Annotated in this window: 21 protein-coding genes; 13 read left to right on the top strand and 8 right to left on the bottom strand. The window is 70.8% G+C overall.

Annotated elements, in window-relative coordinates; genetic code table 11:
• Positions 1–32 precede the first annotated feature (32 nt).
• Positions 33–323, bottom strand: coding sequence for a 30S ribosomal protein S6 (gene rpsF / locus NRO40_RS14965; RefSeq protein ID WP_015609864.1), 291 nt, complete (start codon positions 321–323; stop codon positions 33–35).
• 297 nt (positions 324–620) lie between these two features.
• On the opposite strand from rpsF, the gene NRO40_RS14960 reads away from it, so the two are divergent.
• From NRO40_RS14960 to NRO40_RS14950, 3 genes are all read left to right on the top strand, one after another.
• A complete protein-coding gene (locus tag NRO40_RS14960) occupies positions 621–935 on the top strand; it encodes a hypothetical protein (RefSeq protein WP_058943637.1) in 315 nt (104 codons plus the stop codon).
• A 110-nt stretch (positions 936–1,045) separates the two neighbouring features.
• The gene (locus NRO40_RS14955; RefSeq protein ID WP_058943636.1) at positions 1,046–2,164 is read left to right on the top strand and encodes a lipid II:glycine glycyltransferase FemX; all 1,119 of its coding nucleotides are present in this window, start codon (positions 1,046–1,048) and stop codon (positions 2,162–2,164) included.
• Positions 2,165–2,245: 81 nt separating this feature from the next.
• Complete coding sequence (locus NRO40_RS14950; RefSeq protein WP_058943635.1) at positions 2,246–3,277, top strand: alanine racemase; 1,032 nt, start codon at positions 2,246–2,248, stop codon at positions 3,275–3,277.
• 57 nt (positions 3,278–3,334) lie between these two features.
• Here NRO40_RS14950 and NRO40_RS14945 read toward each other — a convergent pair whose 3' ends face one another.
• Both NRO40_RS14945 and NRO40_RS14940 read right to left on the bottom strand, forming a co-directional pair.
• A complete protein-coding gene (locus tag NRO40_RS14945) occupies positions 3,335–4,831 on the bottom strand; it encodes a glycosyltransferase family 87 protein (protein ID WP_079047286.1) in 1,497 nt (498 codons plus the stop codon).
• Between the two features lie 160 nt (positions 4,832–4,991).
• Positions 4,992–7,736: a transglycosylase domain-containing protein gene (locus NRO40_RS14940; protein WP_058943633.1), complete on the bottom strand. Its 2,745-nt coding sequence runs from the start codon at positions 7,734–7,736 to the stop codon at positions 4,992–4,994.
• A gap of 359 nt (positions 7,737–8,095) precedes the next feature.
• On the opposite strand from NRO40_RS14940, the gene NRO40_RS14935 reads away from it, so the two are divergent.
• The 3 genes from NRO40_RS14935 to NRO40_RS14925 all read left to right on the top strand — a co-directional run bounded on the left by NRO40_RS14935 (position 8,096) and on the right by NRO40_RS14925 (position 11,269).
• The gene (locus tag NRO40_RS14935; RefSeq protein WP_058943632.1) at positions 8,096–8,788 is read left to right on the top strand and encodes a PadR family transcriptional regulator; all 693 of its coding nucleotides are present in this window, start codon (positions 8,096–8,098) and stop codon (positions 8,786–8,788) included.
• Positions 8,789–8,838: 50 nt separating this feature from the next.
• A complete protein-coding gene (locus NRO40_RS14930) occupies positions 8,839–9,921 on the top strand; it encodes an inositol-3-phosphate synthase (RefSeq protein ID WP_058943631.1) in 1,083 nt (360 codons plus the stop codon).
• Between the two features lie 91 nt (positions 9,922–10,012).
• A complete protein-coding gene (locus NRO40_RS14925; RefSeq protein ID WP_058943630.1) occupies positions 10,013–11,269 on the top strand; it encodes an MFS transporter in 1,257 nt (418 codons plus the stop codon).
• Between the two features lie 92 nt (positions 11,270–11,361).
• Here NRO40_RS14925 and NRO40_RS14920 read toward each other — a convergent pair whose 3' ends face one another.
• The gene (locus tag NRO40_RS14920; RefSeq protein ID WP_058943629.1) at positions 11,362–12,804 is read right to left on the bottom strand and encodes a CCA tRNA nucleotidyltransferase; all 1,443 of its coding nucleotides are present in this window, start codon (positions 12,802–12,804) and stop codon (positions 11,362–11,364) included.
• Positions 12,805–13,010: 206 nt separating this feature from the next.
• Between NRO40_RS14920 and NRO40_RS14915 the strand changes: the two genes are divergently transcribed.
• From NRO40_RS14915 to trxA, 7 genes are all read left to right on the top strand, one after another.
• The gene (locus NRO40_RS14915; protein WP_058943628.1) at positions 13,011–15,350 is read left to right on the top strand and encodes a DUF6049 family protein; all 2,340 of its coding nucleotides are present in this window, start codon (positions 13,011–13,013) and stop codon (positions 15,348–15,350) included.
• Positions 15,351–15,395: 45 nt separating this feature from the next.
• The gene (gene murJ, locus NRO40_RS14910; protein ID WP_058943627.1) at positions 15,396–17,642 is read left to right on the top strand and encodes a murein biosynthesis integral membrane protein MurJ; all 2,247 of its coding nucleotides are present in this window, start codon (positions 15,396–15,398) and stop codon (positions 17,640–17,642) included.
• A 117-nt stretch (positions 17,643–17,759) separates the two neighbouring features.
• Positions 17,760–19,478: a protein kinase family protein gene (locus NRO40_RS14905; RefSeq protein WP_058943626.1), complete on the top strand. Its 1,719-nt coding sequence runs from the start codon at positions 17,760–17,762 to the stop codon at positions 19,476–19,478.
• Between the two features lie 57 nt (positions 19,479–19,535).
• On the top strand, positions 19,536–20,240 hold the full coding sequence (gene sigM / locus NRO40_RS14900; protein WP_058943625.1) for an RNA polymerase sigma factor SigM: 705 nt from the start codon (positions 19,536–19,538) through the stop codon (positions 20,238–20,240).
• Entirely contained in the window at positions 20,237–21,166 is a 930-nt protein-coding gene (locus NRO40_RS14895) for an anti-sigma factor (protein WP_058943624.1), read from the top strand. Before sigM ends, NRO40_RS14895 begins: the two co-directional genes overlap by 4 nt.
• Positions 21,167–21,291: 125 nt before the next feature.
• Entirely contained in the window at positions 21,292–22,266 is a 975-nt protein-coding gene (trxB, locus tag NRO40_RS14890; RefSeq protein WP_058943623.1) for a thioredoxin-disulfide reductase, read from the top strand.
• A gap of 43 nt (positions 22,267–22,309) precedes the next feature.
• On the top strand, positions 22,310–22,654 hold the full coding sequence (trxA, locus tag NRO40_RS14885; protein WP_058943622.1) for a thioredoxin: 345 nt from the start codon (positions 22,310–22,312) through the stop codon (positions 22,652–22,654).
• A gap of 93 nt (positions 22,655–22,747) precedes the next feature.
• Here the strand turns inward: trxA and NRO40_RS14880 are convergent, their stop codons facing one another.
• The 4 genes from NRO40_RS14880 to rsmG form a co-directional block, all read right to left on the bottom strand.
• Entirely contained in the window at positions 22,748–23,365 is a 618-nt protein-coding gene (locus tag NRO40_RS14880) for a GNAT family N-acetyltransferase (RefSeq protein ID WP_058943621.1), read from the bottom strand.
• A 183-nt stretch (positions 23,366–23,548) separates the two neighbouring features.
• Entirely contained in the window at positions 23,549–24,652 is a 1,104-nt protein-coding gene (locus tag NRO40_RS14875; protein WP_058943620.1) for a ParB/RepB/Spo0J family partition protein, read from the bottom strand.
• Positions 24,649–25,734, bottom strand: coding sequence for a ParA family protein (locus tag NRO40_RS14870; protein WP_079047285.1), 1,086 nt, complete (start codon positions 25,732–25,734; stop codon positions 24,649–24,651). Before NRO40_RS14870 ends, NRO40_RS14875 begins: the two co-directional genes overlap by 4 nt.
• Positions 25,735–25,972: 238 nt before the next feature.
• Positions 25,973–26,707 carry a 16S rRNA (guanine(527)-N(7))-methyltransferase RsmG gene (rsmG, locus tag NRO40_RS14865; RefSeq protein ID WP_391953556.1) on the bottom strand — a complete coding sequence of 245 codons (735 nt, stop codon included), beginning with the start codon at positions 26,705–26,707 and terminating at the stop codon, positions 25,973–25,975.
• Between the last annotated feature and the right edge of the window lie 22 nt (positions 26,708–26,729).

Below are 26,729 nucleotides of genomic sequence, written 5' to 3'. Positions count from 1 at the left end.
CTACTCGGACCCGATGACCGTGAGCCGGAGGCTCAGTGGATCTCGGGGCGGAGGACCTTGGTCCGGAGGACCGACTCGTTCAGGTTCATCTGGCGGTCGAGCTCCTTGACGACCGCAGGCTCGGCCTGCAGGTCGATGACCGAGTAGATGCCCTCGGGCTTCTTCTTGATCTCGTAAGCGAGACGACGACGGCCCCAGGTGTCGACCTTCTCGACCTTTCCGTTGCCCTCACGGACGACGGAGAGGAAGTTCTCGATCAGCGGGGAGACAGCGCGCTCCTCGAGATCGGGGTCGAGGATGACCATCACCTCGTAGTGACGCATGTGGAACCCACCTCCTTTGGACTCAGCGGCCACGGTCGTTCCGTGGCAGGAGGGTCGTGATGCGTACGCAACGGTATCGGGGCCCACTGACAACGGCCACGGGCCGGCGGTGAGCCGACCACAGTGCGGCCGCCGCCCCACCCGTTTCCGGGCATGGGCAGACACCGGTGCAGACCGTACAGAGTACCTGCATCGAGGCTTCCGGTTGAAATCCGGTGGCCGGAGGCCGCAATCTGGACACATCGGGTGCGGGCGGCGCTACAGTGCGCCGCCTTCCGGCAAGCCAGGAGGTGCCTCATGGCTCAGGTGTTCCACCGTCATCCGTCCTCGTCCCTCTTCGCCACGGACGGCAAGCCCCATCCCCTCCAGGACACGCTGATGGCCGTGACCCTGGTCCTGGGCGCGCTCGCCTTCATCACCGCGCAGTTCCACGGCCTCCACCTGCTCAGCTCGTGGGCGGGTCTCGTGGGCATCGTCACGGGCGCGTACGGCCAGTTCGTCTCGGTGACCACGCGGGAGCGCACCTTCCTGATCGTGGGCCTGGGCGCCTCGGCGGTCGGCTTCTTCCTCGGGATGGCCCGCGGTGGTCTGTTCGGCGGCCTGCTCGGCTAGCCCCTCGCGCAGTACGGCCAGTCGGGGCGCTCCTCCGTGCCAGTAGGCTTCGGCGCGAGAGCTGGAACCCCTGTACCGATGGGGGACATACCTGCCGAGGAGCGCCCCGCATGAGCCTGACCCTGAGGACCATCAGCCGAGAGCAGCATCTGGCGTACATCCAGAGCCTTCCGGCGGCGAGTCACTGCCAGGTTCCGGCGTGGGCCGACGTGAAGACCGAATGGCGCTCGGAGAACCTGGGCTGGTTCGACAAGGACGGGCAGCTGGTCGGTGCGGGACTGGTCCTGTACCGCCAGCTCCCCAAGATCAAGCGGTACCTGGCCTACCTGCCCGAGGGCCCGGTCATCAACTGGTACGCGCCCAACCTGGACGACTGGCTCCAGCCGATGCTCCAGCACCTCAAGAACCAGGGTGCGTTCTCGGTCAAGATGGGCCCGCCCGTGGTCATCCGCCGCTGGGACGCGCCGGCGATCAAGTCGGGCATCCAGGACCCCGAGGTGAAGCGCCTGCGGGACATCGAGGCCACGCACATCGAGCCCCGCGCCTTCGAGGTGTCGGACCGGTTGCGCAAGATGGGCTGGCAGCAGGGCGAGGACGGCGGCGCCGGCTTCGGTGACGTGCAGCCCCGCTACGTCTTCCAGGTCCCGCTCGCCAACCGGTCGCTGGACGACGTCCTCAAGGGCTTCAACCAGCTGTGGCGGCGGAACATCAAGAAGGCCGAGAAGGCCGGTGTCGAGGTCGTCCAGGGTGGCTACGAGGACCTCGCCGAGTGGCAGCGGCTGTACGAGATCACGGCCGTTCGCGACCGTTTCCGGCCGCGCCCGCTGTCCTACTTCCAGCGCATGTGGACCGTCCTCAACAACGAGGACCCCAACCGCATGCGGCTGTACTTCGCGCGGCACAACGGCGTGAACCTCTCCGCGGCGACGATGCTCGTCGTCGGTGGCCACGTCTGGTACTCCTACGGCGCTTCGGACAACGTCGGCCGCGAGTTCCGCCCCTCGAACGCGATGCAGTGGCGCATGCTGCGCGACGCCTACGCCATGGGCGCGACCGTGTACGACCTGCGCGGCATTTCGGACTCCCTGGACGAGACCGACCACCTCTTCGGCCTGATCCAGTTCAAGGTGGGTACGGGCGGCGAGGCCGTCGAGTACATCGGCGAGTGGGACTTCCCGCTCAACAAGCTGCTGCACAAGGCGCTGGACATGTACATGTCCCGCCGCTGAGGCACCCGTACGCTCGCACACGTCCCGTACCACCCGTCACACCCGACACCCCCACGCCCACAGAAAGGGTCCGGACCGTCCATGGCGCTCTCCCTGTACGTCGACACCGCTCGCTGGCGGGCGCACCAGAAGTCCGTGATCGACCAGTTCCCGGGGATCATCCCGGTCTGCAAGGGCAACGGATACGGGTTCGGCCACGAGCGCCTCGCCGAGGAGGTCAACCGCTTCGGCGCCGACATGCTCGCCGTCGGCACCACCTACGAGGCCGCCCGCATGAAGGACTGGTTCGGTGGCGACCTGCTCGTCCTGACGCCGTTCCGCCGGGGCGAGGAGCCGGTCCCGCTCCCGGACCGCGTCATCCGCTCCGTGTCGTCCGTGGACGGCGTGCACGCCCTCGTGGGGGCGCGGGTCGTCATCGAGTGCATGAGCTCGATGAAGCGGCACGGCGTCCACGAGCACGAGCTGGCCCAGCTCCACTCCGCGATCGAGGACGTGCGCCTGGAGGGGTTCGCCCTCCACCTCCCGCTGGACCGCACCGACGGCTCCGACGCCGTCGAGGAGGTCATCGGCTGGATGGACCGGCTGCGCGCCGCCCGGCTGCCGCTCCACTCCATGTTCGTGAGCCATCTGCGGGCCGAGGAACTGGCGCGCCTCCAGCAGCAGTTCCCGCAGACCCGGTTCCGCGCCCGCATCGGTACGCGGCTGTGGCTCGGCGACCACGAGGCGACGGAGTACCGGGGTGCGGTCCTCGACGTCACCCGTGTGTCGAAGGGCGACCGCTTCGGCTACCGGCAGCAGCGCGCCGCGTCCGACGGCTGGCTGGTCGTCGTCGCCGGCGGCACCTCGCACGGCGTCGGCCTGGAAGCTCCGAAGGCCATGCACGGCGTGATGCCGCGCGCCAAGGGCGTGGCGCGGGCCGGTCTCGCGACGGTCAACCGGAACCTCTCGCCCTTCGTGTGGGCGGGCAAGCAGCGCTGGTTCGCGGAACCCCCGCACATGCAGGTGTCCATCCTCTTCGTCCCGTCGGACGCCCAGGAGCCGCAGGTCGGCGACGAGCTGGTCGCGCACCTGCGGCACACCACCACGCAGTACGACCGGATCGTCGACCGCTAGGACGCGTCGCCGGGCCCCTGGCCGTGTGAAGGGTCGCACCCCGACGGGTGCGGCCCTTCACGCCGTTTCACGTGAAACAACGCCCGGGTGTTCCCCGTCCATAGGGGCCGGCTCCTGACCCTCCGCACGCCGCGTCCGCGCCGCGCTCCCGACGACGAAGACGTCCGGAGCGCCGTCCAGGACCCCTCCGGAGGGATCGTCGGAGCCGTCCTGCCGGACCGCGTCCAGTTCGGGGCGCAGAACGTCGCGAACGACCAGGGCGCACAGGTACAGCGTCCCGACGAGGTGCAGCACGATGGCGAAGTGGTAGCCGTCCGGCGGGAGCCCCTGCTTGCTGTCGGTGGTGACGTACACGAGGTACATCCAGATCCCGAGGAAGTACGCCACCTCGCACGCCTGCCACACCAGGAAGCTCCGCCACCGAGGCCGGGCCAGGGCGGCGAGCGGGATCAGCCACAGCACGTACTGGGGCGAGTAGACCTTGTTGGTCAGGATGAAGGCGGCCACCACCAGGAACGCCAGCTGGGCAAAGCGGGGGCGGCGGGGCGCGGTGAGCGCCAGCGCGGCGATCCCGGCGCACACCAGCAGCATGAGCACGCTCGCCGTCGTGTTGACCGTCTCGATCTGCAGGTCGAGGTCCGCGCGCTGGGTGAGCACCAGCCAGAAGGAACCGAAGTCGATGTTCCTCTCCTGGCTGAAGACGTAGAACTTCTTCCAGCCCTCCGGGGCCAGCAGCATCACGGGCAGGTTCACCGCGAGCCAGGCACCGGCGGAGCCCAGCAGGGCCACGGCGAAGGGCCGCCACTTCCCGGCCCGCCAGCAGAGCACGAGGAGCGGTCCGAGGAGCAGGAACGGGTACAGCTTGGCGGCCGTGGCGAGGCCCAGGAGCACGCCGAAGGCGAGGGCGCGACCCCGGCTCCACATGAGCACCGCGGCGGCGGTGAGGGCGATGGCGAGCAGGTCCCAGTTGATCGTGGCGTTCAGCGCGAAGGCCGGAGCCAGGGCGACCAGAAGGGCGTCCCAGGGGCGACGCCGGTGCGTACGGGCGACGCACACCGCGATCACCGCGGCGCAGACGAGCAGCATGCCCGCGTTGACCATCCAGTACATCTGCTCCCGGTACTGGAGGTCTCCCCCACCCGGCGTGAGCCACGCGGCGACCTGCATGAAGAGCCCCGTGAGGACCGGGTACTCCAGGTACTGCATGTCCCCGGGGAACCGGTCGAAGTACGGGATCAGACCGTCGGAGAACCCGCGGCCGACGAACAGGTGCGGGATGTCGGAGTAGCAGGCGTGCGTGTACTGCGAGGCTGCGCCGCGGAACCAGGCCCAGTTGTAGCAGGGCAGCTTCTGCACCATGCCGAGCGCGAACATGCCGATCGCCACCAGCGCGACGACCCGCACGGGCGTGAGGTCGACGGTGCCGAGCCGGGCGCGGCGGCCGACGGGGCCGCCGATCAGCTCGCTGCCCGCGGCGGCGACCTCGTCCCGGCGCGTGGGGCACACGACGGACCGCCGGTCGTGGGGGACGCTCGTCTTCTCTGGGCTCGGCATGCGGGACATCCTGCCGTATCCCACCGGGAACGCGGCGAGGGCCGCCGCACCCGGTGTACGCGCGGTGTGGCGTACGGGGTGCGACGGCCCTCGTGGGGAGTCCGTCCGGCCGTCCGGCGGGTGGCCGGACGACCGGGGGAGGGGGCCGGGGAGGAGGGCGCTAGCCGCCTGTTCCGCCGAACCAGCCTCCGCTCCCGTTGCCGTTGCCGTTGCCTCCGGTGGCGGCGTTGCCGCCGGTCGTCGGCGGTTCACTGCTCTCGCCGCCTTCGGTGGCCCCGCCGTCGGTGGTGTTGCCACCGTCGACCGTTCCGCCCGAGTCGGTCCCGTCGGTGGTCCCGGCGTCGGTGCCACCGTTCTCCGTCCCGCAATCCCAGTCGAACGGGTCACAGGTCTCCTCGGGCTTCCCCGGCTTCGACTGCGAGGGACGGACCGACGGGGACGGGGATGGCGACGGGGACATCGACGGGGAGGGGGACGTCGAGGGTTCCACGCTCGGGGACGGCTTGGGGGTCTTCGCGCCACCGCCGTACACGGGCCCGGCGTCCAGGTCCTCGGGCGCGGGGAACCGCTTCGCCGGCAGGCCCTTGTGCGCCTCGGTCATGTACGCCTTCCAGATCTCGGACGGGAAGGACGAACCGTGGACCTTCTCACGGCCGCCCGTGCCGAACATCTCCTCGAACTTGCGGTTCTTGTTGGCGGCGTTGTCGTCGAGGCGGTACATGTCGATCGCCGTCGCGAGCTGCGGAGTGTAGCCGACGAACCAGGCGGACTTGTTGCCGTCGGTGGTACCGGTCTTGCCGGCCGCGGTGCGGTCGGGGAGGCGGGCCTTCTTGCCGGTGCCCTTCTCCACGACGTCGACGAGCACGTCGGTGATGTTGCTGCTGATCGCGGTCGAGAACGCGCGCTTGGCCTTGTCCTCGTGGCGGTAGACCACGACGCCGTTCCGCTTCACCTCGGTCACGGAGAACGGGTCGCGCTGCTCACCGTTGGCGGCGAACGTCGCGTAGGCGGCCGCCATCCGGATGGCGCTGGGGTCGGAGATGCCGATGGAGAACGACGGCACGTTGCCCTGGGCGAGGCTGCTCTTCAGGAGGCCGGCGGAGATGGCCGTCTCCCTGACCTGCTCGATGCCGATGTCCATGCCGAGCTGGACGAACGGAGAGTTGGCCGAGTGGATCATCGCCTCGCGGAGGTTGATGTCCGGGTAGCTCTCGTCGTTGTCGTTGACCTGCAGCCACTCGTTGTCGTTCTCGTCCCGCCAGGTGCTGCCATCGTAGTTGCGGATCTTCAGCTTGTTGGCGCCGTTGTAGATCGCCGTGTCCGGGTCGATCTTCGTGCGGTCCTCGGGACCCTGGTTCTCACCCTTGTTGGGGTTGCGAACGCCGTGCTCCATGCCGGCCGCGAGCACGAACGGCTTGAACGTCGAACCGACCTGGGCACCGGTCTGGTCGGCGTTGTTGGTGAAGTGCTTCGTCGCGTCGGTGCCGCCGTAGATGGCGACGATCGCACCCGTCGACGGATTGACGGAGGCGCCGCCGAACTGGACGTGCGTGTCCGTCTTCGGGCGTGCCTCCGGGTCGATGTGCTCGGCGTACGTCTTCTTGACGGCCTTCTCCAGGGCGTCGACCCTCTTCTTCTCGAAGGTCGTCTTGATCTCGTAGCCGCCCGTGGCGAGGTCCTCGGCGGTGATGCCCTCTTCGTTGTTGTTGATGAAGTACGCCTTGGCCAGGTCCACCAGGTAGCCGACCTGTCCGCCGAGCTTCGCCTGCTTCTGCGGCTGGTTGACCTCGGGGAACGTGAGCGTCGCGCGCGTGCCGGCGTCCAGCTTCCCGTCCTTCACCATCTCGTCGAGGATCCAGCTCCAGCGCTTCGTCGCCCGCTCGGTGTTGGCCGCGGCGGTCGCCTTGGGGTCGATCTCGGGGGAGCCGGCCGGGTCGTAGTAGGTGGAGCCCTTGAGCAGGGAGGCAAGGAACGCGCACTGCTCCGTGGTCAGCTTGTTGGCGTCCTTGCCGAAGTACGTGCGCGCTGCCGCCTGGATGCCGTAGGCGCCCCGCCCGAAGTACGAGGTGTTCAGGTAGCCCGCCATGATCTCCTTCTTGGTCAACTCGGTGTTGACCCGGATGGAGATGAAGAGCTCCTTGAACTTCCGGTCCAGCGTCTGCGACTGGTTGTTCAGGCGGTTGTTCTTGACGTACTGCTGGGTGATGGTCGAGCCACCCTGGGTCTCGCCGCCCGTCGCCATGTTGAACAGGGCGCGGCCGATGCCCATCGGGTCGACGCCGGAGTCCGTCCAGAACGTCTTGTTCTCGGCGGAGACCACGGCGTCCTGCATCGCTTCGGGGATGTCGCCGTACCCGATGATCTGCCGGTTGACCTCACCACCGGTGGCGGCCATCTGCGAGCCGTCCGACCAGTAGTAGACGTTGTTCTGCGCCGTCGCGGCCTTGTCCGGGTCCGGCAGCTCCACCATCGCGTACGCGAGCGTGGCCCCGCCCGTGAGCATGACGAGGAAGCCGGCGCACAGACCCGCCGCGAGCTTCCAGGACGGCACCCAGCGGCGCCAGCCGTACCGGTCGTGCCGCGGGTAGTCGATCAGCCGCTTCCGGCCTGGGCGCCCGCCCCCGCGGCCGCCGCCCGCGTACCCCCCGCCGCCGGTACCGCGGCGGCCTCCGCCATGGCCCCCCGACCCGCCGGCGCCGTCGGCGCCGCGGCGGCGGCCGCCGCGCTGGGCAGCCCGCCGCGCCTCGGCGCGCCCGCCATAGGGCTGGCCCTCGCCGTACGAGTCGGAAGGGGATCCTGTACTGACATCCCGCGCCGGCCGGCGGCCGGGCTGCTGGGCAGCGCGCCGGGCCGCGGCGCGGCCGCCACCCTGCGGCTGCGGCGGTTTACGACGGTGCTCGCTCATCGAACGACTACTCCTCGGGCAGGCGAGTACGCCTGGAAGCGGCAGCTGAGTTCCGGTCCCCCCGAAATGGGTCGGACGAGGCCGCCAGGCCCGTCCTCCATGCACCCACCACGACGATGACGTCCCCCGTCGCCTCGTGGTTCCCCCCGGTATGCATGCCGCACAGACTACGCACGGCCAAAACCCCCCTTGCGCCCGAGTTCACCCCAAACCACGCAACTCGCTTACTGCGAATTGTTGATGTGACGCCGTTCACCATCGACCCACTTGTCGGCTCAGCACTGCCGTTCTATCGTCATGATGTATCGAACCGATACATCAGGGCGGCATAACGAGCGGCGTGGAGGAGGAAGCGGCTGATGAGCAGGCGCTCCGGCATCCTCGAGTTCGCCGTCCTGGGTCTGCTCCGCGAGGCGCCGATGCACGGCTACGAGCTGCGCAAGCGGCTCAACACCTCGCTGGGGATCTTCCGAGCCTTCAGCTACGGCACCCTCTACCCCTGCCTCAAGACCCTGGTCGCAAACGGCTGGTTGATAGAGGAACCGGGCAGTGCCCCCGAGGACGCCCTCGCCGCCTCCCTCTCCGGACGGCGGGCGAAGATCGTCTACCGCTTGACCGCCGAAGGCAAGGAGCACTTCGAGGAGTTGCTGACCCACACGGGGCCGGACTCCTGGGAGGACGAGCACTTCGCCGCCCGCTTCGCCTTCTTCGGCCAGACGGAGCGCGACGTCCGAATGCGCGTGCTGGAAGGCCGCCGCAGCCGCCTCGAAGAGCGGCTGGAGAAGATGCGCGCCTCACTGGCGCGCACCCGCGAGCGGCTCGACGACTACACGCTCGAACTCCAGCGGCACGGCATGGAGTCCGTCGAGCGCGAGGTCCGCTGGCTCAACGAGCTCATCGAGAGCGAGCGGGCCGGGCGGGACCAGCGACGATCCGACGCGGAGACCTCGGCGGACACCGCGGAGCAGGACAGGACATCTGACGACACGGGCGGCCTGCCCCGGCACGGGGGCAGTACCCGGCCGGATCCGTCCGACGACACCACCAAGTGAGGTCCTGCGCACCGCAGGACCTCGTCGAGAACAAACAGGGAGCAACCGGAATGGGTTCGGTTCGCGTAGCCATCGTCGGCGTGGGCAACTGCGCCGCCTCGCTGGTGCAGGGCGTCGAGTACTACAAGGACGCCGACCCGGCGGGCAAGGTGCCGGGGCTGATGCACGTCCAGTTCGGCGACTACCACGTGCGGGACGTCGAGTTCGTCGCAGCCTTCGACGTGGACGCGAAGAAGGTGGGCCTCGACCTGGCCGACGCCATCGGCGCCAGCGAGAACAACACCATCAAGATCTGCGACGTGCCGACCTCCGGTGTGACGGTCCAGCGCGGCCACACCCTGGACGGTCTCGGCAAGTACTACCGCCAGACCATCGAGGAGTCCGCCGAGGAGCCGGTGGACATCGTCCAGGTCCTCAAGGACAGGCAGGTCGACGTCCTCGTCTGCTACCTGCCCGTGGGCTCCGAGGAGGCGGCCAAGTTCTACGCGCAGTGCGCCATCGACGCCAAGGTCGCCTTCGTGAACGCCCTCCCGGTGTTCATCGCCGGCACCAAGGAGTGGGCGGACAAGTTCACCGAGGCCGGTGTGCCGATCGTCGGCGACGACATCAAGTCGCAGGTGGGCGCCACCATCACGCACCGCGTCATGGCGAAGCTCTTCGAGGACCGGGGCGTCGTCCTGGACCGCACGATGCAGCTGAACGTCGGCGGCAACATGGACTTCAAGAACATGCTCGAGCGCGAGCGCCTGGAGTCCAAGAAGATCTCCAAGACGCAGGCCGTCACCTCCCAGATCCCCGACCGGGACCTCGGCGCGGACAACGTCCACATCGGCCCGTCGGACTACGTGGCCTGGCTGGACGACCGCAAGTGGGCCTACGTCCGTCTCGAGGGCCGTGCCTTCGGTGACGTCCCGCTGAACCTGGAGTACAAGCTCGAGGTCTGGGACTCCCCGAACTCGGCCGGCGTCATCATCGACGCCGTGCGCGCCGCGAAGATCGCCAAGGACCGCGGCATCGGCGGCCCGATCCTCTCCGCGTCCTCGTACTTCATGAAGTCCCCGCCGGTCCAGTACTTCGACGACGAGGCCCGCGAGAACGTCGAGAAGTTCATCAGGGGCGAGGCCGAGCGCTAGGATCCCCGCTCCAAGGAAGGCCCCGCCTCCCGGTGTTGAGGCCCCCGTGGCGTGTGCCCGGGGGCCTCACCCGTGTGTGACGCTTGTCGGCATGCCTGTCGTACGTGATCTGCGCGTACTCGTGCGCCTGACGAACTTCCGCCGCCTCCTCGCCGTGCGACTGCTCTCCCAGTGCGCCGACGGCGTCTACCAGGTCGCGCTCGCCACGTACGTGGTCTTCTCCCCGGAGCGACAGGCCACGCCCGCCGACATCGCCTCGGCCATGGCGGTCCTGCTGCTGCCCTACTCCGTCGTCGGGCCGTTCGCGGGCGTGCTCCTCGACCGCTGGCGCCGCCGCCAGGTCCTCCTCTACGGCAACCTGCTCCGCGCCCTCCTCGCGGCGATCACCGCGCTGCTGGTCCTCGCCTCCGTGCCCGACTGGCTCTTCTACGCTTCTGCGCTCTCCGTCACCGCGGTCAACCGCTTCGTCCTCGCCGGCCTGTCGGCGGCCCTCCCGCGCGTCGTCGACACCGACCGTCTGCTGGCGGCCAACTCGCTCTCGCCCACCGCCGGCACCCTCGCGGCGACGGCCGGCGGCGGGCTGGCCTTCGCCGTGCGGCTGACCGCGGCCGACTCCGACGCCGTGGTCGTCCTCGTGGGCGCGGCCCTCTACCTCCTGGCCGCCCTGGCCTCGCTGCGCATGGGCCGGGACCTCCTCGGTCCGGACCCCGACCTCGCTCCGGCCCGGATCGGCGCGGCGCTGACGGCGACGGCCCGCGGCCTGTGGAGCGGGCTGCGCCACGTGGCGGAACGACGCCCGGCCGCCCGGGCCCTCGCCGCGATGACGCTGGCACGGTTCTGTTACGGCGCGCTGACGGTGATGGTGCTGATGCTGAGCCGGTACGCCTGGGGCTCGGACGGCTCCGGGGGACTGGCCCTGCTGGGGCTCGCGGTCGCCGTCTCCGGCGCGGGGTTCCTCACCGCCGCCGTGATCACCCCCTGGGCGGCGGGCCGATGGGGGGCGGGCGGTTGGATGGCGGTGTGTGCCGGGACGGCCGCCGTACTGGAACCGGCCCTGGGGCTCTTCTTCGCCCCGGCGCCCACCCTCGCCGCCGCCTACGTCCTGGGCGTCGTCACCCAAGGAATCAAGATCGCGGCGGACACGGTCGTCCAGCGGTCGGTCGACGACGCGTACCGGGGGAGGGTCTTCGCCCTCTACGACATGCTCTTCAACGTCGCGTTCGTCGCGGCGGCCGGAGCGTCCGCCCTGGTGCTCCCCCTGGACGGCCGCTCGCCGCTGCTCATCATGGCCGTCGCCGCGCTGTACACGCTGGCGGCGGCCGCGCTCGCCCGCGCCCCCCGCACATGAGGAAGGGGGGCGGTGTTTCACGTGAAACACCGCCCCTCGCCGTGACTCACGGTCACCGGTCATGTTTCACGTGAAACACGACCGCGACGCGATCAGCCCTCCGCCGCCCACCACTCCCGGAGGGCCGCCACCGCGGCGTCCTGGCCCATGGGGCCGTTCTCCAGCCGCAGCTCCAGGAGGAACTTGTAGGCCCGCCCGACCTCGGGGCCGGGCCGGATCCCGAGGGTCTCCTGGATCTGGTTGCCGTCGAGGTCGGGTCGGATCGCGTCCAGCTCCTCCTGCTCCTGGAGCTGGGCGATGCGGTCCTCCAGGCCGTCGTAGGCCCGGGACAGCGCGGCGGCCTTGCGCTTGTTGCGGGTCGTGCAGTCGGAGCGGGTCAGCTTGTGCAGTCGGTCCAGCAGCGGGCCGGCGTCACGCACGTAGCGCCGGACCGCGGAGTCCGTCCACTCGCCGGTGCCGTACCCGTGGAAGCGCAGGTGCAGCTCCACGAGCCGGGACACGTCCTTGACCATGTCGTTGGAGTACTTCAGCGCGGTCAGTCGCTTCTTGGTCATCTTCGCGCCCACCACCTCGTGGTGGTGGAAGGAGACCCGGCCGTCCGGCTCGAAGCGCCGGGTGCGCGGCTTGCCGATGTCGTGCAGGAGGGCCGCCAGCCGCAGTACGAGGTCGGGGCCGTCCTCCTCCAGGTCGATCGCCTGCTCCAGCACGATCAGGGAGTGCTCGTAGACGTCCTTGTGCCGGTGGTGCTCATCGCTCTCCAGACGCAGCGCCGGCAGCTCGGGCAGCACCCGGTCGGCGAGGCCCGTGTCGACGAGCAGGGTCAGGCCCTCGCGGGGGTGCGCCGAGAGGACCAGCTTGTTCAGCTCGTCCCGCACCCGCTCCGCGGAGACGATGTCCAGCCGCTCGGCCATCCCCTTCATCGCGGACACCACCTCGGGCGCCACCTCGAAGTCGAGCTGGGCGGCGAACCGCGCCGCCCGCATCATCCGCAGCGGATCATCGGAGAAGGACTCCTCGGGCGTGCCGGGTGTACGCAGCACCCGTCCCGCGAGATCCTCCAGTCCGCCGTGCGGGTCGATGAACTCCTTCTCGGGGAGCGCCACCGCCATCGCGTTGACCGTGAAGTCACGGCGGACGAGGTCTTCCTCGATGGAGTCGCCGTAGGAGACCTCGGGCTTGCGCGAGGTGCGGTCGTACGCCTCCGAGCGGTACGTCGTCACCTCGATCTGGTAGCCGTCCTTCTGCGCCCCGACCGTGCCGAACGCGATGCCGACCTCCCACACGGCCTCCGCCCACGGCCGGATGATCCTGAGCACGTCCTGGGGACGGGCGTCCGTGGTGAAGTCGAGGTCGTTGCCGAGCCTGCCGAGCAGAGCGTCCCGTACCGAACCGCCGACCAGGGCCAGGCGGAAGCCGGCCTCTTGGAAACGGCGGGCGAGATCGTCGGCGACCGGGGAGACGCGCAGCAGCTCGCTGACCGCGCGGCGCTGCACCTGGCTCAGGGCAGTCGGGGTGTCTTCGTTGGCGTTCGGCACAACAGAAGAGGGTACGTGGCCCCGCCCTGGGCAGCCTCCTCGATTCCCGGCGCCCTCCGCCCCTCCTTCCGGCGCCTCCCCCGCCCTCCCGCGGTGATCTCGTGCGCGACTCCGCAGCACTTCGCCGCGGGGCGCCTCGTTACCATGCGTGGACGCGGGAACCGGCAGGGACCGACGGCACCAGACGACGAGGGACGGACGAGCGCGTGGCCGAGGCGGCAGACATCCAGGGCACCGATCCCTCCCCTGCCCTCCGATGGCTGCGGCGGGCGGCCGCAGCCGTCGCCGCCGTCCCGCTCATGGCCGGCCTCGTGCAGGTGCCCACCGCGTCGGCCGCGTCGGCCGCCCGGACTCCGGACACGGCCGTCCAGGCGCCTGCCCGCGCAGGCGGGCTCGATGTGTCGCTGGACACACTGACGCCGAGCGCCCCGGTCAAGGGGGACTCCCTCACCATCGGCGGCACGGTGACCAACCGGGGCCGGGAGACCGTGGGGCAGGCGCGCATCGACCTCCACGTCGGCCCCCGGCTCTCCAGCCGGGGCGCCATCGAGGACGCCGCACGGCGCACCGGCTTCTCGGAGAGCAAGGACGGCAAGGCCCTCGGTGGCGCCTTCACGGTCACGTTGCCCGCGCTGCCCTCGGGCACCAGCCGCGAGTTCACGCTCGCCGTCCCGGTCGAGAAGCTCGGCCTCGACGAGGACGGGGTCTACCAGCTCGGCGTCACGCTCTCCGGGCGCACGCCGAGCAACCCGTACGACGAGGTGCTGGGCATCGAGCGGACCTTCCTGCCATGGCAGCCCGCCGCCACCGCGAGCAAGACCCAGCTCACCGTCCTGTGGCCGCTGATCTCCCCGGCGCACCTGTCCGCCGAGACGGGTTCCGACGACCAGCAGACGCCCGTCTTCGAGAGCGACGCGCTCGCGGCGGAGCTGGCACCCGGCGGGCGGCTGGAGCGGATGGTCACCCTCGGCGCGGAGCTGCCCGTCACCTGGGTCATCGACCCGGACCTCCTGGCCACCGTCGAGGCGATGACCCGCGAGTACCAGGTCAGGAGTGCCGACACCACCGTCGCGGGGAGGAACCAGGCCGTCGCCAAGCAGTGGCTGAACGCCCTCGACAAGGCCGTGCAGGGAGACAAGGTCGTCGCGCTGCCCTACGGCGACCCCGACCTGGCCTCGCTCGCCCACCGGGGTGAGCGCATCTCCGGCTCCCTCAGCCACCTGCGGCCGGCCACGGAGCTCGCCGAGTCCACCGTGGAGACGATCCTCCACGTGAAGCCGTCGGTCGAGTACGCCTGGCCCGCGGACGGTGCGGTCGACCCGTCGATCGTCGACGTGGCCACCTCAGCCGGCGCGGACAAGATCATCACCCGCAGCGACAGCATGCGCGAGGACCTGTCGTACACGCCGAACGCCGCCCGCCCCATCGGCGGCGGGACCACCGCGGTGGTGTCGGACGCCGCGCTCTCCACGGCCTTCCAGGGCGACATGGTGCGGGCGGGCGACGCGACGCTCGCGGTGCAGCGGTTCCTGGCCCACACGCTCGCCCTCACCCAGGAACGGCCCGGGACCGGCCGTAGCGTCGTCGTCGCGCCCCAGCGCATGCCGACGGGCTCCCAGGCGGAGTCCCTGGCCGACGCCCTGCGGGTCCTGGGCGCCCAGCGCTGGTCCCAGCCGTCCGACCTGATCGCCGCCACCACGGCCAAGCCCGACCCCAAGGCGACCACGAGCGTGCCCTCCGCCCGGAAGTACCCGCGGGAGCTGGCCCGCCGGGAGCTGCCGGTGTCGGTCTTCCAGCAGGTGCGCACCACCCAGGACACCCTGGACAACTTCAAGGTCATCCTCACCGCCGCCTACCGCGTGGTGACCCCGTTCGGGAACGCGATCAAGCGGGAGATGTCCACCTCCTGGCGGGGCCGCCCGGTGGAGGCCGCCGCCTACGGCGCGAGCGTGCAGACCCACCTGGAGAGTCTCACCGACGAGGTCAAGCTGATCGACAAGTCGGACCTGACCCTGTCGGGGCGCAGCGCCACGATCCCGGTGACCGTGCAGAACAAACTGGTGCAGGGCGTGCACCACCTCGTCCTGCGACTCGAGTCGACCAAGCCGACCCGGCTCAAGCTGAACGGCGGCGAGGCGGTCGCCGAGCTGCCGGTGCGCATCGAGGGGGGCCACAGCCAGTCCGTGAAGTTCACGGCCTCCGCCAACGCGAACGGCCCGGTCCCGGTGAGGGCGCAGCTGTACACCGAGGACGGCCGGCGGTTCGGCCCGCCGATGGAGTTCACGGTGAAGGTCTCGGAGATCACATCGACCGTGATGCTCGTCATCGCCGGCGGCGTGCTGCTCCTGGTCCTCGCCGGTGTCAGGATGTACACCCAGCGCAAGCGCGCCGCGGCGCGCGGCGGGGACGCCGACCCGGCCGAGGGGACGGACACCGCGCCTCCGGTCGCCGAGGGCGACGATCCCGTGCAGGCGGGTGACCCGGCACCGGACACCGGACCGGAAAGCGCGGAGCCGTCCGGCCCGGGTGAGAAAGTGGACCGTTGAGCGATGTCGTGGCCGGCCGGCCGGAAACGATGAGGTGGGGTAACCATGAACGCGCCGTACGACGGTGACCGCGGCCAGGGCGCGGGCGGCAGTGCGCCTTCGGGCGGCGACCCGTCCGGCCCGGCGCCCGGGCATGTACCGCCCGCCGCCCAGCCGGCCCCGCAGGACCCCTACGCGCCGGGTGGCCAGGACCCCTACGCCCAGGGCGCGCACGTGCCGGACCCCTATGTCCAGCAAGCCTACGACCACGACCCGTACCGCTCCCGGGACCTCTCGTCGCAGGACCCGGTCGGTGAGGCGCTCTACGACCGGGCGGCGCACCCGCCGCCCCCGCCGGGCACGTACGAGGAGCCCCGCCCGCTGTACCAGCAGCCCGCCGCGCCGCAGTACGCGCCCGACCCGCGGGTGTGGGCGCAGACCCCGCCGCCGGAGCCGGACGGCCCGTCCCGCCACCTGCCGTACGGCGACGACGCGCGGACGGTGCAGTTCACCGGCGTCGACGACCTGGTGACCCACGCCGCCGACGACGGGCCGGCACCCGACGCCTTCGCGCACCTCTACCGGGACCAGCAGGTCCAGCAGGGGCAGCCGTCGGCGGCCGTCCCCGAGCCGGCCGCGCCGGTGGAGCCCGCGGTGCCCCCGCCGCCGCCGAAGAAGGCCGGCGGACGCGCCTCCGGCGTGCTGAAGTCGAGCGCCGTGATGGCGGCCGGAACCCTGGTGTCCCGGCTCACGGGCTTCCTGCGCAGCCTCGTGGTCACGGGCGCCCTCGGTGCGGCACTGCTCGGTGACACCTTCACCGTCGCGTCCACCCTCCCGACGATGATCTACATCCTCACCGTGGGCGGCGGCCTCAACTCCGTCTTCGTCCCCCAGCTCGTCCGCGCGATGAAGAACGACGAGGACGGTGGCGAGGCGTTCGCCAACCGCCTGCTGACCCTGGTCATCGTCGCCCTCGGCGTGATCGTCGGCATCGCGGTGTTCGTCGCGCCGCTGCTGATCCACGCGATGTCGCCCACGATCGCGGCCGATCCGGACGCCAACGGCGTCGCCATCACCTTCGCCCGGTTCTGCCTGCCCACGATCTTCTTCATGGGCGTGCACGTGGTGATGGGTCAGATCCTCAACGCGCGCGGCCGGTTCGGCGCGATGATGTGGACCCCGGTCCTCAACAACATCGTCGTCATCTTCACCTTCGGCCTCTTCATCTGGGTGTACGGCGCCCACTCGGAGACCGAGATGGGCGTCAGCACCATCCCGGACGAGGGCGTGCGACTGCTCGGCACCGGCATGCTGCTCGGGCTCGTCGTCCAGGCCCTGGCGATGATCCCCTACCTGCGCGAGACGGGTTTCCGGTACCGGCCGCGGTTCGACTGGAAGGGCCAGGGCCTCGGCAAGACGGTCAAGCTCGCCAAGTGGACCGTGCTGTTCGTCCTCGCGAACCAGGCGGGCGTCGTCGTCGTCACCCAGCTGGCCACGGCGGCCGGAAAGGCTTCCGGCCAGAGCGGCGCGGGCATCCTCGCCTACTCCAACGCCCAGCTCATCTGGGGCATGCCGCAGGCCATCATCACCGTCTCCGTCATGGCCGCGCTGCTGCCGCGGCTCTCCCGCGCCGCGCACGACGACGATCCCGGCGCCGTCCGCGACGACATCTCGCAGGGCCTGCGCAACTCGGCGGTGGCGATCGTGCCCGTCGCCTTCGGCTTCCTGGCGCTCGGCGTGCCGCTGTGCACCCTGCTCTACGCCTCCAGCGGCGTGGAGGCGGCGACCGGCATGGGCTTCATGCTCATGGCGTTCGGCCTCGGCCTGATCCCCTTCTCCGTCCAGTACGTCGTCCTGCGCGGTTTCTACGCCTACGAGGACACCCGCACGCCCTTCTACAACACCGTCATCGTCGCGGCCGTCAACGCCGCCGCGTCGGCGCTGTGCTACCTCGTCCTGCCGGCCCGCTGGGCCGTCGTCGGCATGGCCGCCTCGTACGGCCTGGCCTACATGGTGGGCGTGGGCGTCGCCTGGCGCCGACTGCGCGTCCGGCTGGGCGGCGACCTCGACGGGGCCCACGTGGTCCGCACGTACGCCCGCCTGTCGATGGCCTCCGTGCCGGCCGCCCTGGCCGGCGGCGCGGTCGGTTTCGGCCTGCTGTCCCTGCTCGGCATGAGCGCCCTGGGGTCGCTCGCCGCACTCGTGGCCGGTGGAGTGGTGCTGATGGGCGTGTTCTTCGTGGCGGCCCGCAGGATGCGCATCGAGGAGCTCAACGCCATGGTGGGCATGGTCCGGGGCCGTCTCGGCCGCTAGCACGGGGGGTGTCGCACAACCTTCGCCGCCCGCCGCGTGTCGTGCATGGCGCCGGACTGTGGGCACAATTGGCATGGCTGTCGAAGAGGCGGATCGGATGGGGAGGCAGGAACGACGGTGGCGGAACGTAGCACGGCTGCCGTCGACGTGGCCGACAACAGCGGCGACGACCCGCTGACCGCCAAGGCGGACGGGACCACGGCCGACGGGGCGGAAACACTGGACGCGACGGACACGTCCTCCCGTGGCACGGACGGCGGTGGGGAACCCGGCGACGAGACCTCCCTCACCACGCCCGAACTGCACAGCGGACACAAACTGGCCCGCCGCTACCGGCTGGAGGAGTGCGTCACCCGTCTGGACGGGTTCAGCAGCTGGCGGGCCGTGGACGAGAAGCTGCGCCGGGCCGTCGGGGTGCACGTGCTGTCGGCCGACCACCCCAGAGGGCGTTCGGTACTCGCGGCAGCGCGTTCGTCGGCCCTGCTCGGCGACCCGCGGTTCGTCCAGGTCCTGGACGCGGTCGAGGACGACGACCTCGTGTACGTCGTGCACGAATGGCTCCCGGACGCCACCGAACTGACGGCCCTCCTCGCCTCCGGTCCGCTGGAGCCGTACGACTGCTACCAACTCGTCAGCCAGGTCTCGCAGGCGATGGCCGCGGCCCACCGCGAGGGCCTGGCCCACCTCCGGCTCACGCCGGGCGCCGTGCTGCGCACCTCCACCGGCCAGTACCGGATCCGCGGGCTCGCCGTGAACGCCGCCCTGCGCGGCATCACCGTCGACCAGCCCCAGCGCACCGACACCGAGGCGATCGGCGCGCTCCTCTACGCGGCGCTCACCCAGCGCTGGCCGTACGAGAACGACGCCCACGGGTTGTCCGGCCTGCCCAAGGACGTGGGTCTGATCGCGCCCGACCAGGTGCGGGCCGGCGTCCACCGCGGTCTCTCCGACCTCGCCATGCGGGCCCTCGTCAACGACGGGGCGACCGCCTCGCGCCAGGATCCGCCGTGCACGACGCCCGACGAGCTCGCCAAGGCCGTCGCCGCCATGCCCCGCATCCGCCCGCCGGAGCCGACCTTCCCGGCCGTGCCGGACTTCCAGCGCACGACGTACCAGCAGGGCTACGGCAGAGGGCAGCAGCACCAGAGCGTCACCGCCGTCCAGCCCGCGCCGCCGCTCCCCGCTCCGCTGGAGACGCGCACGGGCAGGGCCCTGAAGTGGACGGTGTCCGCCCTCCTCATCGCTGCCCTGGGCTTGGGCAGCTGGCAGATCGCCGACCGTCTCCTGGACCAGAGCGGCGGCGACGACCCCGGCACGACACAGCCGTCGCCAGGCGCCTCGTCCGACGGCAAGGCGGCGCGTCCGCTGAGCCCGCTGAAGATCGAGGACGCACAGGTGTTCGATCCATCAGGTCGCGATCCGATACGGCCGGAGAAGGTCGGGAACACGGTCGACGGCGACCGGGGGACGGCCTGGGTCACCCCCGAGTACCACGGCTACCCCAACTTCGGAAACCTCACCGACCGCCGGGACGGCAGCGGTGTCATCGTCGACCTCGGGTCGGAGCAGGAGGTCTCCGCTGTCCGGGCGCACCTCTACCGCAGCGGCCAGACCCTGCAACTGCGGGCCGCCGGTCCCGGGGCGACGGACCCGGGCTCCCTCTCCGACTTCCCGCAGGAGCTCACCGCCCTGAAGCAGGCCGGTGACAGCCTGGACGTACGGCTGGAGAAGCCGGTCCGCACCCGCTACGTGCTGCTCCACATCACCGAGCTCCCCACGGACGGCTCCCCCGGCAGGTTCCGCGGAGGCGTCTCCGAGATCGAGGTCCTGGGCTGACCGCCGGCCGCACGGGCTCCGTGCGGCCGGCGCCGAGCACGACGGAGGGAAGGCCGCATGGCAGCGGGCACACAGCGGGAACCCGGCGACGCCGACCTCCTCGCCCGGCACGTCGCCGGCGATCCCGATGCCTTCGGTGAACTCGTGCGACGCCACCGGGACCGGCTGTGGGCGGTCGCGCTGCGGACCCTCGGCGACCGCGAGGAGGCCGCCGACGCCGTCCAGGACGCCCTCGTCTCGGCGTTCCGCGCCGCCCACACCTTCCGCGGTCAATCCGCCGTCACGACCTGGCTCCACCGGATCACGGTCAACGCCTGCCTGGACCGGGCCCGCAAGGCCGCCTCGCGCCGGACGTCCCCAGTGGACGACACGGAACGGCTGGAGCAGCTCCTGGAGCCCCACGAGTCGGCCGAGGCGCCCGCAGAGCGCCACGACCTGCACCGCCAGCTGCTCGCCGCCCTCACGCAACTGCCCGTCGACCAGCGGGCGGCCCTGGTCCTCGTCGACATGCAGGGGTACGCCGTGGCCGAGGCGGCGGAGCTCCTCGGTGTCCCCGTGGGGACCGTGAAGAGCCGCTGCGCCCGGGGCCGGGCCCGGCTCGTCCCCCTGCTCACTCATCTGCGCGGTGACCCCGTGGATAACAGCGGTACCGACGGGGGAAGGAACCGGACGCCGGGGACATCCGTCCCAGAGGCGTCGGGTCCCCGGGATCCGGGACCGAATGATCCTGCTGCTGTGAAGGGCGGAGGTGGACGCGCGTGACATCCACGGCCGACACGACCCAGCACCCCGACGTCTCGGAGATCTCGGACCTCACCGAAGGCGTTCTTCCCCCGGCCCGGACGGCGCACGTCCGCCGCCACCTGGACCGGTGCGAGCTCTGTGCCGACGTGCGGGACTCCCTGGAGGAGATCCGGGGGATGCTCGGGACGCTGCCGGGCCCGGCGCGGATGCCGGTCGACATCGCGGAGCGGATCGACGCCGCCCTCGCCGCCGAGGCCCTCCTCGACGCCACCTCCCCCGACGGGGCCCCGGCTGCTGCCCGGGAAACCGTCAGCAGCGGGGCCTCACCGGACGGTGACGCCGAACGGCACGGCGACGCCGTGCGTGGTCCCCGGCCGAAGCCCGCCGAGCGACCGGCCACGCCGCCGCACGGCTCCACCGGCCCCGGGCGCAAGCCGCCCCGGCGGCGCCGACGCCACGCGGTCCTCAGCGCCGTGTGCGGTCTGGCCGCGGTCGGGCTCGGCGTCCTGCTCTTCCAGGCGGTCGGCCCCACGGACGAGACCCCCAACGCCACCAGGGCCGACAGTGCCGTCTCCCAGGGCAGTGACCCGCGCTTCTCCGGTACCGCCCTGTCGGAGCGGGTCCGCTCGCTGCTCGCGGCCCCCGAGCGTTTCCGGTCCGGCCCGTCGCCGCGAGCCCAGCAGGACGACGGCCCCGACCCCATGATCGCCGGGAGCGCCACGCCGCTGCCGCCCTGCGTGCGGCAGGGACTCGACCGCGCTGAGCAGCCACTGGCCGCGGAGCTCGGCGCCTACCGGGGACGGCCGGCGTACCTGGTCCTGCTCCCGACCGCAGGCGCCGAGCAGCGCGTGGACGTCTACATCGTGGACGCGTCCTGCGCGACGGATCGAAGCGCCTCGGGCGCCGCCGACGTGCTGCTCAAGGAGTCACGGCCACGCCCCTGACGGATCCGCCGCACGCCGCGTGGGCCGTACGGGAATGTGCGCCCCGTAGGATCCGTTGGGTGGGGTGAGAGTCAGATCCGGCCCCCGTAGGCAGTAGGCAGTCTGCAGAGACGAGGAAGAAACCCGTGAGCGACGTCCGAAACGTGATCATCATCGGCTCCGGGCCCGCCGGTTACACGGCAGCGCTCTACACGGCGCGCGCGTCGCTGAAGCCGCTGGTCTTCGAGGGTGCCGTCACCGCCGGTGGCGCCCTCATGAACACGACCGACGTGGAGAACTTCCCCGGGTTCCCTGAGGGTGTCATGGGCCCGGAGCTCATGGACAACATGCGGGCCCAGGCCGAGCGCTTCGGCGCCGAGCTGGTCCCGGACGACATCGTCGCGGTCGACCTGACGGGCGACGTCAAGACCGTGACGGACACCGCCGGCACCGTGCACCGCGCCAAGGCGGTCATCGTCACCACCGGTTCGCAGCACCGCAAGCTCGGCCTGCCGAACGAGGACGCCCTCTCGGGCCGGGGCGTCTCGTGGTGCGCCACCTGCGACGGCTTCTTCTTCAAGGACCAGGACATCGCCGTCGTCGGCGGCGGTGACACGGCGATGGAGGAGGCGACCTTCCTCTCCCGGTTCGCCAAGTCCGTCACGATCGTCCACCGCCGGGACAGCCTGCGCGCCTCCAAGGCGATGCAGGACCGCGCCTTCGCCGACCCGAAGATCAAGTTCGCCTGGGACAGCGAGGTCGCGTCGATCCACGGCGAGCAGAAGCTCACGGGCCTCACCCTCCGCGACACCAAGTCGGGCGAGACCTCGGAGCTGCCGGTCACGGGGCTGTTCATCGCGGTCGGCCACGACCCGCGTACCGAGCTGTTCAAGGGGCAGCTGGAACTGGACGACGAGGGCTACCTGAAGGTGGACGCACCGTCCACGCGTACCAACGTGAAGGGCGTCTTCGCCGCCGGCGACGTCGTGGACCACACCTACCGCCAGGCCATCACGGCCGCCGGTACGGGGTGCTCCGCCGCGCTGGACGCGGAGCGTTTCCTCGCCGCCCTCGCCGACACGGAGCAGCTGGCCGAGCCGGAGAAGACCCCCGTGGTCTGACCCTCGATCCCCCACCCACACCCCGCACAGTGAGGAGGCCGACGTGGCCGACCTGAAGGAAGTGACCGACGCCTCGTTCGAGGAGACCGTCCTCAAGAGCGACAAGCCCGTCCTCGTGGACTTCTGGGCCGCCTGGTGCGGTCCGTGCCGCCAGATCGCCCCGTCGCTGAAGGCGATCGCGGACGAGTACGGCGACCAGATCGAGGTCGTCAAGCTGAACATCGACGAGAACCCGACCACGGCCGCGAAGTACGGCGTCATGTCGATCCCGACCCTGAACGTCTACCAGGGTGGCGAGGTCGCCAAGACGATCGTCGGTGCCAAGCCCAAGGCCGCGATCGTCCGCGACCTGGCCGACTTCATCAGCGACGAGGCCACCAAGGTGTGACTCCTGCGTCGTGGTTTCACGTGAAACCACCTGCCGGTGACACAAGAGCGGCCCACCCCCGTCGGGGTGGGCCGCTCTCGTGTCACCGGCAGGTCAGAGCGGTCGCAGCGCCGGTTCCTTCTGTACGGCGCCGAGCAGGCGGTCGAGCGCCAGCTCGACGTCCTCCTTCCACGACAGGGTGCTCCGCAGTTCGAGTCGGAGCCTGGGGTAGGCCGGGTGGGGGCGGACGGTCTTGAAGCCCACGGACAACAGGTGATCGGCCGGCAGCACGCAGGCGGGTTCCTTCCAGCGGGCGTCACCGAACGCCTCGATGGCCTTGAAGTTCCTCCGTAGAAGGTCCTTCGCCACGGTCTGCACCAGAACCCGGCCCAACCCCTGCCCCTGGTAGCCGGGCGTGATCCAGGCGGTCATCAGCTGGACCGCGTCGGGGGACACCGGACTGGTGGGGAAGGCCGTGGAACGCGGCACGTAGGCGGGTGGCGCGTACAACACGTATCCCACCGGGATCTCGTCCACGTAGACGACCCGGCCGCACGAGCCCCAGTCGAGGAGCACGGCGGAGATCCAGGCCTCCTTCTCCAGCTCCGGAGTGCCCGCTTTGACGGCCGCCTCGCCGCTGACGGGGTCGAGCTCCCAGAAGACGCACGTCCGGCAGCGCTTGGGGAGGTCCGGAAGGTTGTCCAGAGTGAGCGGTACGAGCCGACGACCCATGACGGAGCTCCCTCGCTTCCTCGCCTGGCGCGTGACGGACACGCGGATGCACATACCCCAACGCATCGTATCGATCGGGTGATGACACGCATACGGGAACAGGCCGAAGGGCGGACACCACGGCGGTGGGAACACCGGCGCGCTGTCCGCCCTCGGACCGCGGTGACGCGGTACCTCGCGGGGTCAGTCGTCCCCTTCGGCCCTCTCCTGGTCCTCCTGGCCCTTCTCCAGGACCCCGCCCTCGCCCGGGGCGAGGGTGCCGAGGATCCGCTTCAGGTCCTCCATCGAGGCGAACTCGACGACGATCTTGCCCTTCTTCTGCCCGAGGTCGACCTTGACCCGGGTCTCGAAGCGGTCCGACAGCCGCGTGGCGAGTTCGCTCAGCGCCGGGGAGACACGGGCACCGGCCCGCGGGCCCTTCGGCTTGACGGGCTTGTCCGGCTCGGACGCCATGAGCGTCACGATCTCCTCGACCGCGCGGACCGACAGGCCCTCGGCGACGATCCGGTACGCCAGCTTGTCCTGCGCCTCCGGGTCCTCCACCGACAGCAGGGCCCGCGCATGGCCCGCGGAGAGCACACCCGCCGCGACCCGCTTCTGTACCGGCGGCGACAGCCGCAGCAGCCGCAGCGTGTTGGAGACCTGCGGGCGCGACCGGCCAACGCGGTCGGCCAGCTGGTCGTGCGTGCAGTTGAAGTCCCTGAGCAGCTGATCGTAGGCCGCGGCCTCCTCCAGCGGGTTGAGCTGCGCCCGGTGGAGGTTCTCCAGCAGCGCGTCGAGCAGCAGCTGGTCGTCGTCGGTGGCGCGCACGATCGCCGGGATGCGCTCCCAGCCCAGTTCACGGCAGGCGCGGAAACGGCGCTCACCCATGATCAGCTCATAGCGCCCCGGGGCCGCCTGGCGGACGACGACCGGCTGGAGGATGCCCACCCCCTTGACGGAGGAGACGAGTTCCGCGAGCGCGTCCTCGTCGAAGACCTTCCGCGGCTGGTGCGGATTGACCGTGATGGCGTCCAGCGGCAGCTCGGCATAGTGGGCCGCGGCCTGCGTTCCCTGCGCGGGTACGGTGTCGGCCTGCCCGGGAAGCGTGACGGTGCTCTCCACCGGAGCGGCACCCTGCGGGAGGGCCGTCACCTTCGCCGCGGCCACACCGCGGTCGGTGCTCAGGGTCGGAATGGCCGTCGGGGAGGCCGACGCCACTCCGATCGATGTGGTCTGCCGCTCCTGGGGCGCGGCGGGGATCAGCGCACCGAGTCCGCGTCCCAACCCCCTACGTCGCTCACTCACTGGATCCCCTCCGACATGCTGTGCTGACTGTGCTGGTGGTGCTGGGCGCCCGCATGGGCGTGTTGGGCGTCGTAGTGGATACCCACGCCCCGGAGGGCGATCTCGCGGGCGGCCTCCAGGTAGGAGAGCGCGCCGCTGGAGCCCGGGTCGTACGTGAGGACCGTCTGTCCGTAGCTCGGCGCCTCCGAGATGCGGACCGACCGCGGGATGCTGGTGCGCAGCACCTCCTCTCCGAAGTGGTTGCGCACCTCGTCGGCGACCTGGGAGGCGAGCCGGGTTCGGCCGTCGTACATGGTGAGCAGGATCGTCGAGACGTGCAGATCGGGGTTGAGGTGGCCCCGTACCAGTTCGACGTTGCGCAGGAGCTGGCCCAGCCCCTCCAGTGCGTAGTACTCGCACTGGATGGGGATGAGCACTTCGGCGCCGGCCACCATGGCGTTGACCGTCAGCAGGCCGAGGGACGGCGGGCAGTCGATGAGGATGTAGTCCAACGGCTGCTCGTACGCCTGGATGGCCCGCTGGAGCCTGCTCTCCCGCGCCACCAGCGACACCAGCTCGATCTCCGCACCGGCGAGATCGATGGTGGCCGGGGCGCAGAAGAGTCCTTCGACGTCCTGGACGGGTTGCACCACACCGGAGAGCGGCTTGCTGTCCACGAGGACGTCGTAGATGGAGGGGACCTCGGCGTGGTGGTCGATCCCCAGCGCCGTCGAGGCGTTGCCCTGCGGGTCGAGGTCGATCACCAGGACGCGGGCGCCGTGGAGCGCCAGGGACGCGGCGAGGTTCACCGTGGTGGTCGTCTTCCCCACGCCGCCCTTCTGGTTGGCGACCACCATGACGCGGGTCCGCGGCGGGCGAGGGAGCCCTTCACCGGCCCGCCCCAGGGCCTGTGCCGCCAGCTGGGCGGAGTGGCCCAGGGAGGCGTCCTCCAGCGGGAGATGTGTTTCACGTGAAACATCGTCCCCGGAGGGTTCGGTACGGGGGGCGGGGACCGGATCGGTCATCGGTCCCGCGATGTCGGCGTCGGACCGCAACGATTCACTCTCCTCGGCTGCAAGCTCGCGATGGACAGAGCCTGCCATGCTTTCGGGGTCGTGAACCAGCGAGGTCGGTGGTTCTGTGGAGGAATCCACTTCTGTGGACGACTCCGTCACCCCCGCGGGGGGCGTCCTACGGTCTCGTGGTGCGGCAGCCGCACGACCGCGGCTGATGATTCCCTGCAGCAGTGAGCGACGTTTCACGTGAAACACGATGCACTCGCCGCAGGGTCACCACCTCACGACACTCCGAAATAGGTACGTATGAGGATCGAACGGACCGTCATCGACGACGGCGCGAGGTCCTCGCCGCCTTGGCCCGCTTCGCGGCGAACCTGACGCCTCCGGGGCTCTCCCCGACTTCGACCCTGACCACCGTGGACATCGGGTCGACGATCCCCTCTCCGACCTGGAGCACTGACGTCCGCACGACACCGAGCTTGCTCAGCGCGGCGCGGGCACCCTGGATCTCCTCCTCCGCCGTGTCACCCTTCAGCGCCAGCATCTCGCCGTAGGGGCGCAGCAGGGGGACACCCCAGCCGGCCAGCCGGTCCAGGGGTGCGACGGCACGGGCGGTGACCACGTGCACGGGGGGAAGCTTGCCGAGCATCTCCTCGGCACGGCCGCGTACGACGGTCACGTGGTCGAGCCCCAGCAGCTCGACGATCTCCTGGAGGAAGTTCGTCCGCCGGAGCAGCGGCTCCAGGAGCGTGATCTTGAGGTCGGGTCGTACCAGGGCGAGCGGGATGCCGGGCAGGCCCGCCCCGGAGCCCACGTCACAGACCGTCACGCCCTCGGGTACGACCTCGGAGAGCACCGCGCAGTTCAGCAGGTGCCTCTCCCACAGCCGCGGTACTTCCCGGGGACCGATGAGGCCGCGCTTGACCCCCGCGTCCGCGAGCAGTTCCGCGTACCGGACCGCCTCCGGGAAGAACTCGCCGAACACCGTCTGCGCCTCCTGGGGCGCAGGGGGAAGTTCCTCTGCCTCCGACACGGGAACCGTCCTTCCGTACCGCACTACCGCACTGGGTGGCTGACTA

The organism is Streptomyces changanensis (assembly GCF_024600715.1).
In the GTDB taxonomy this organism is placed as follows: Bacteria; Actinomycetota; Actinomycetes; order Streptomycetales; family Streptomycetaceae; genus Streptomyces; species Streptomyces changanensis.
The sequence above is the reverse complement of the archived record's forward strand: the minus strand, read 5'-3'. Positions and strand labels throughout refer to the sequence as shown.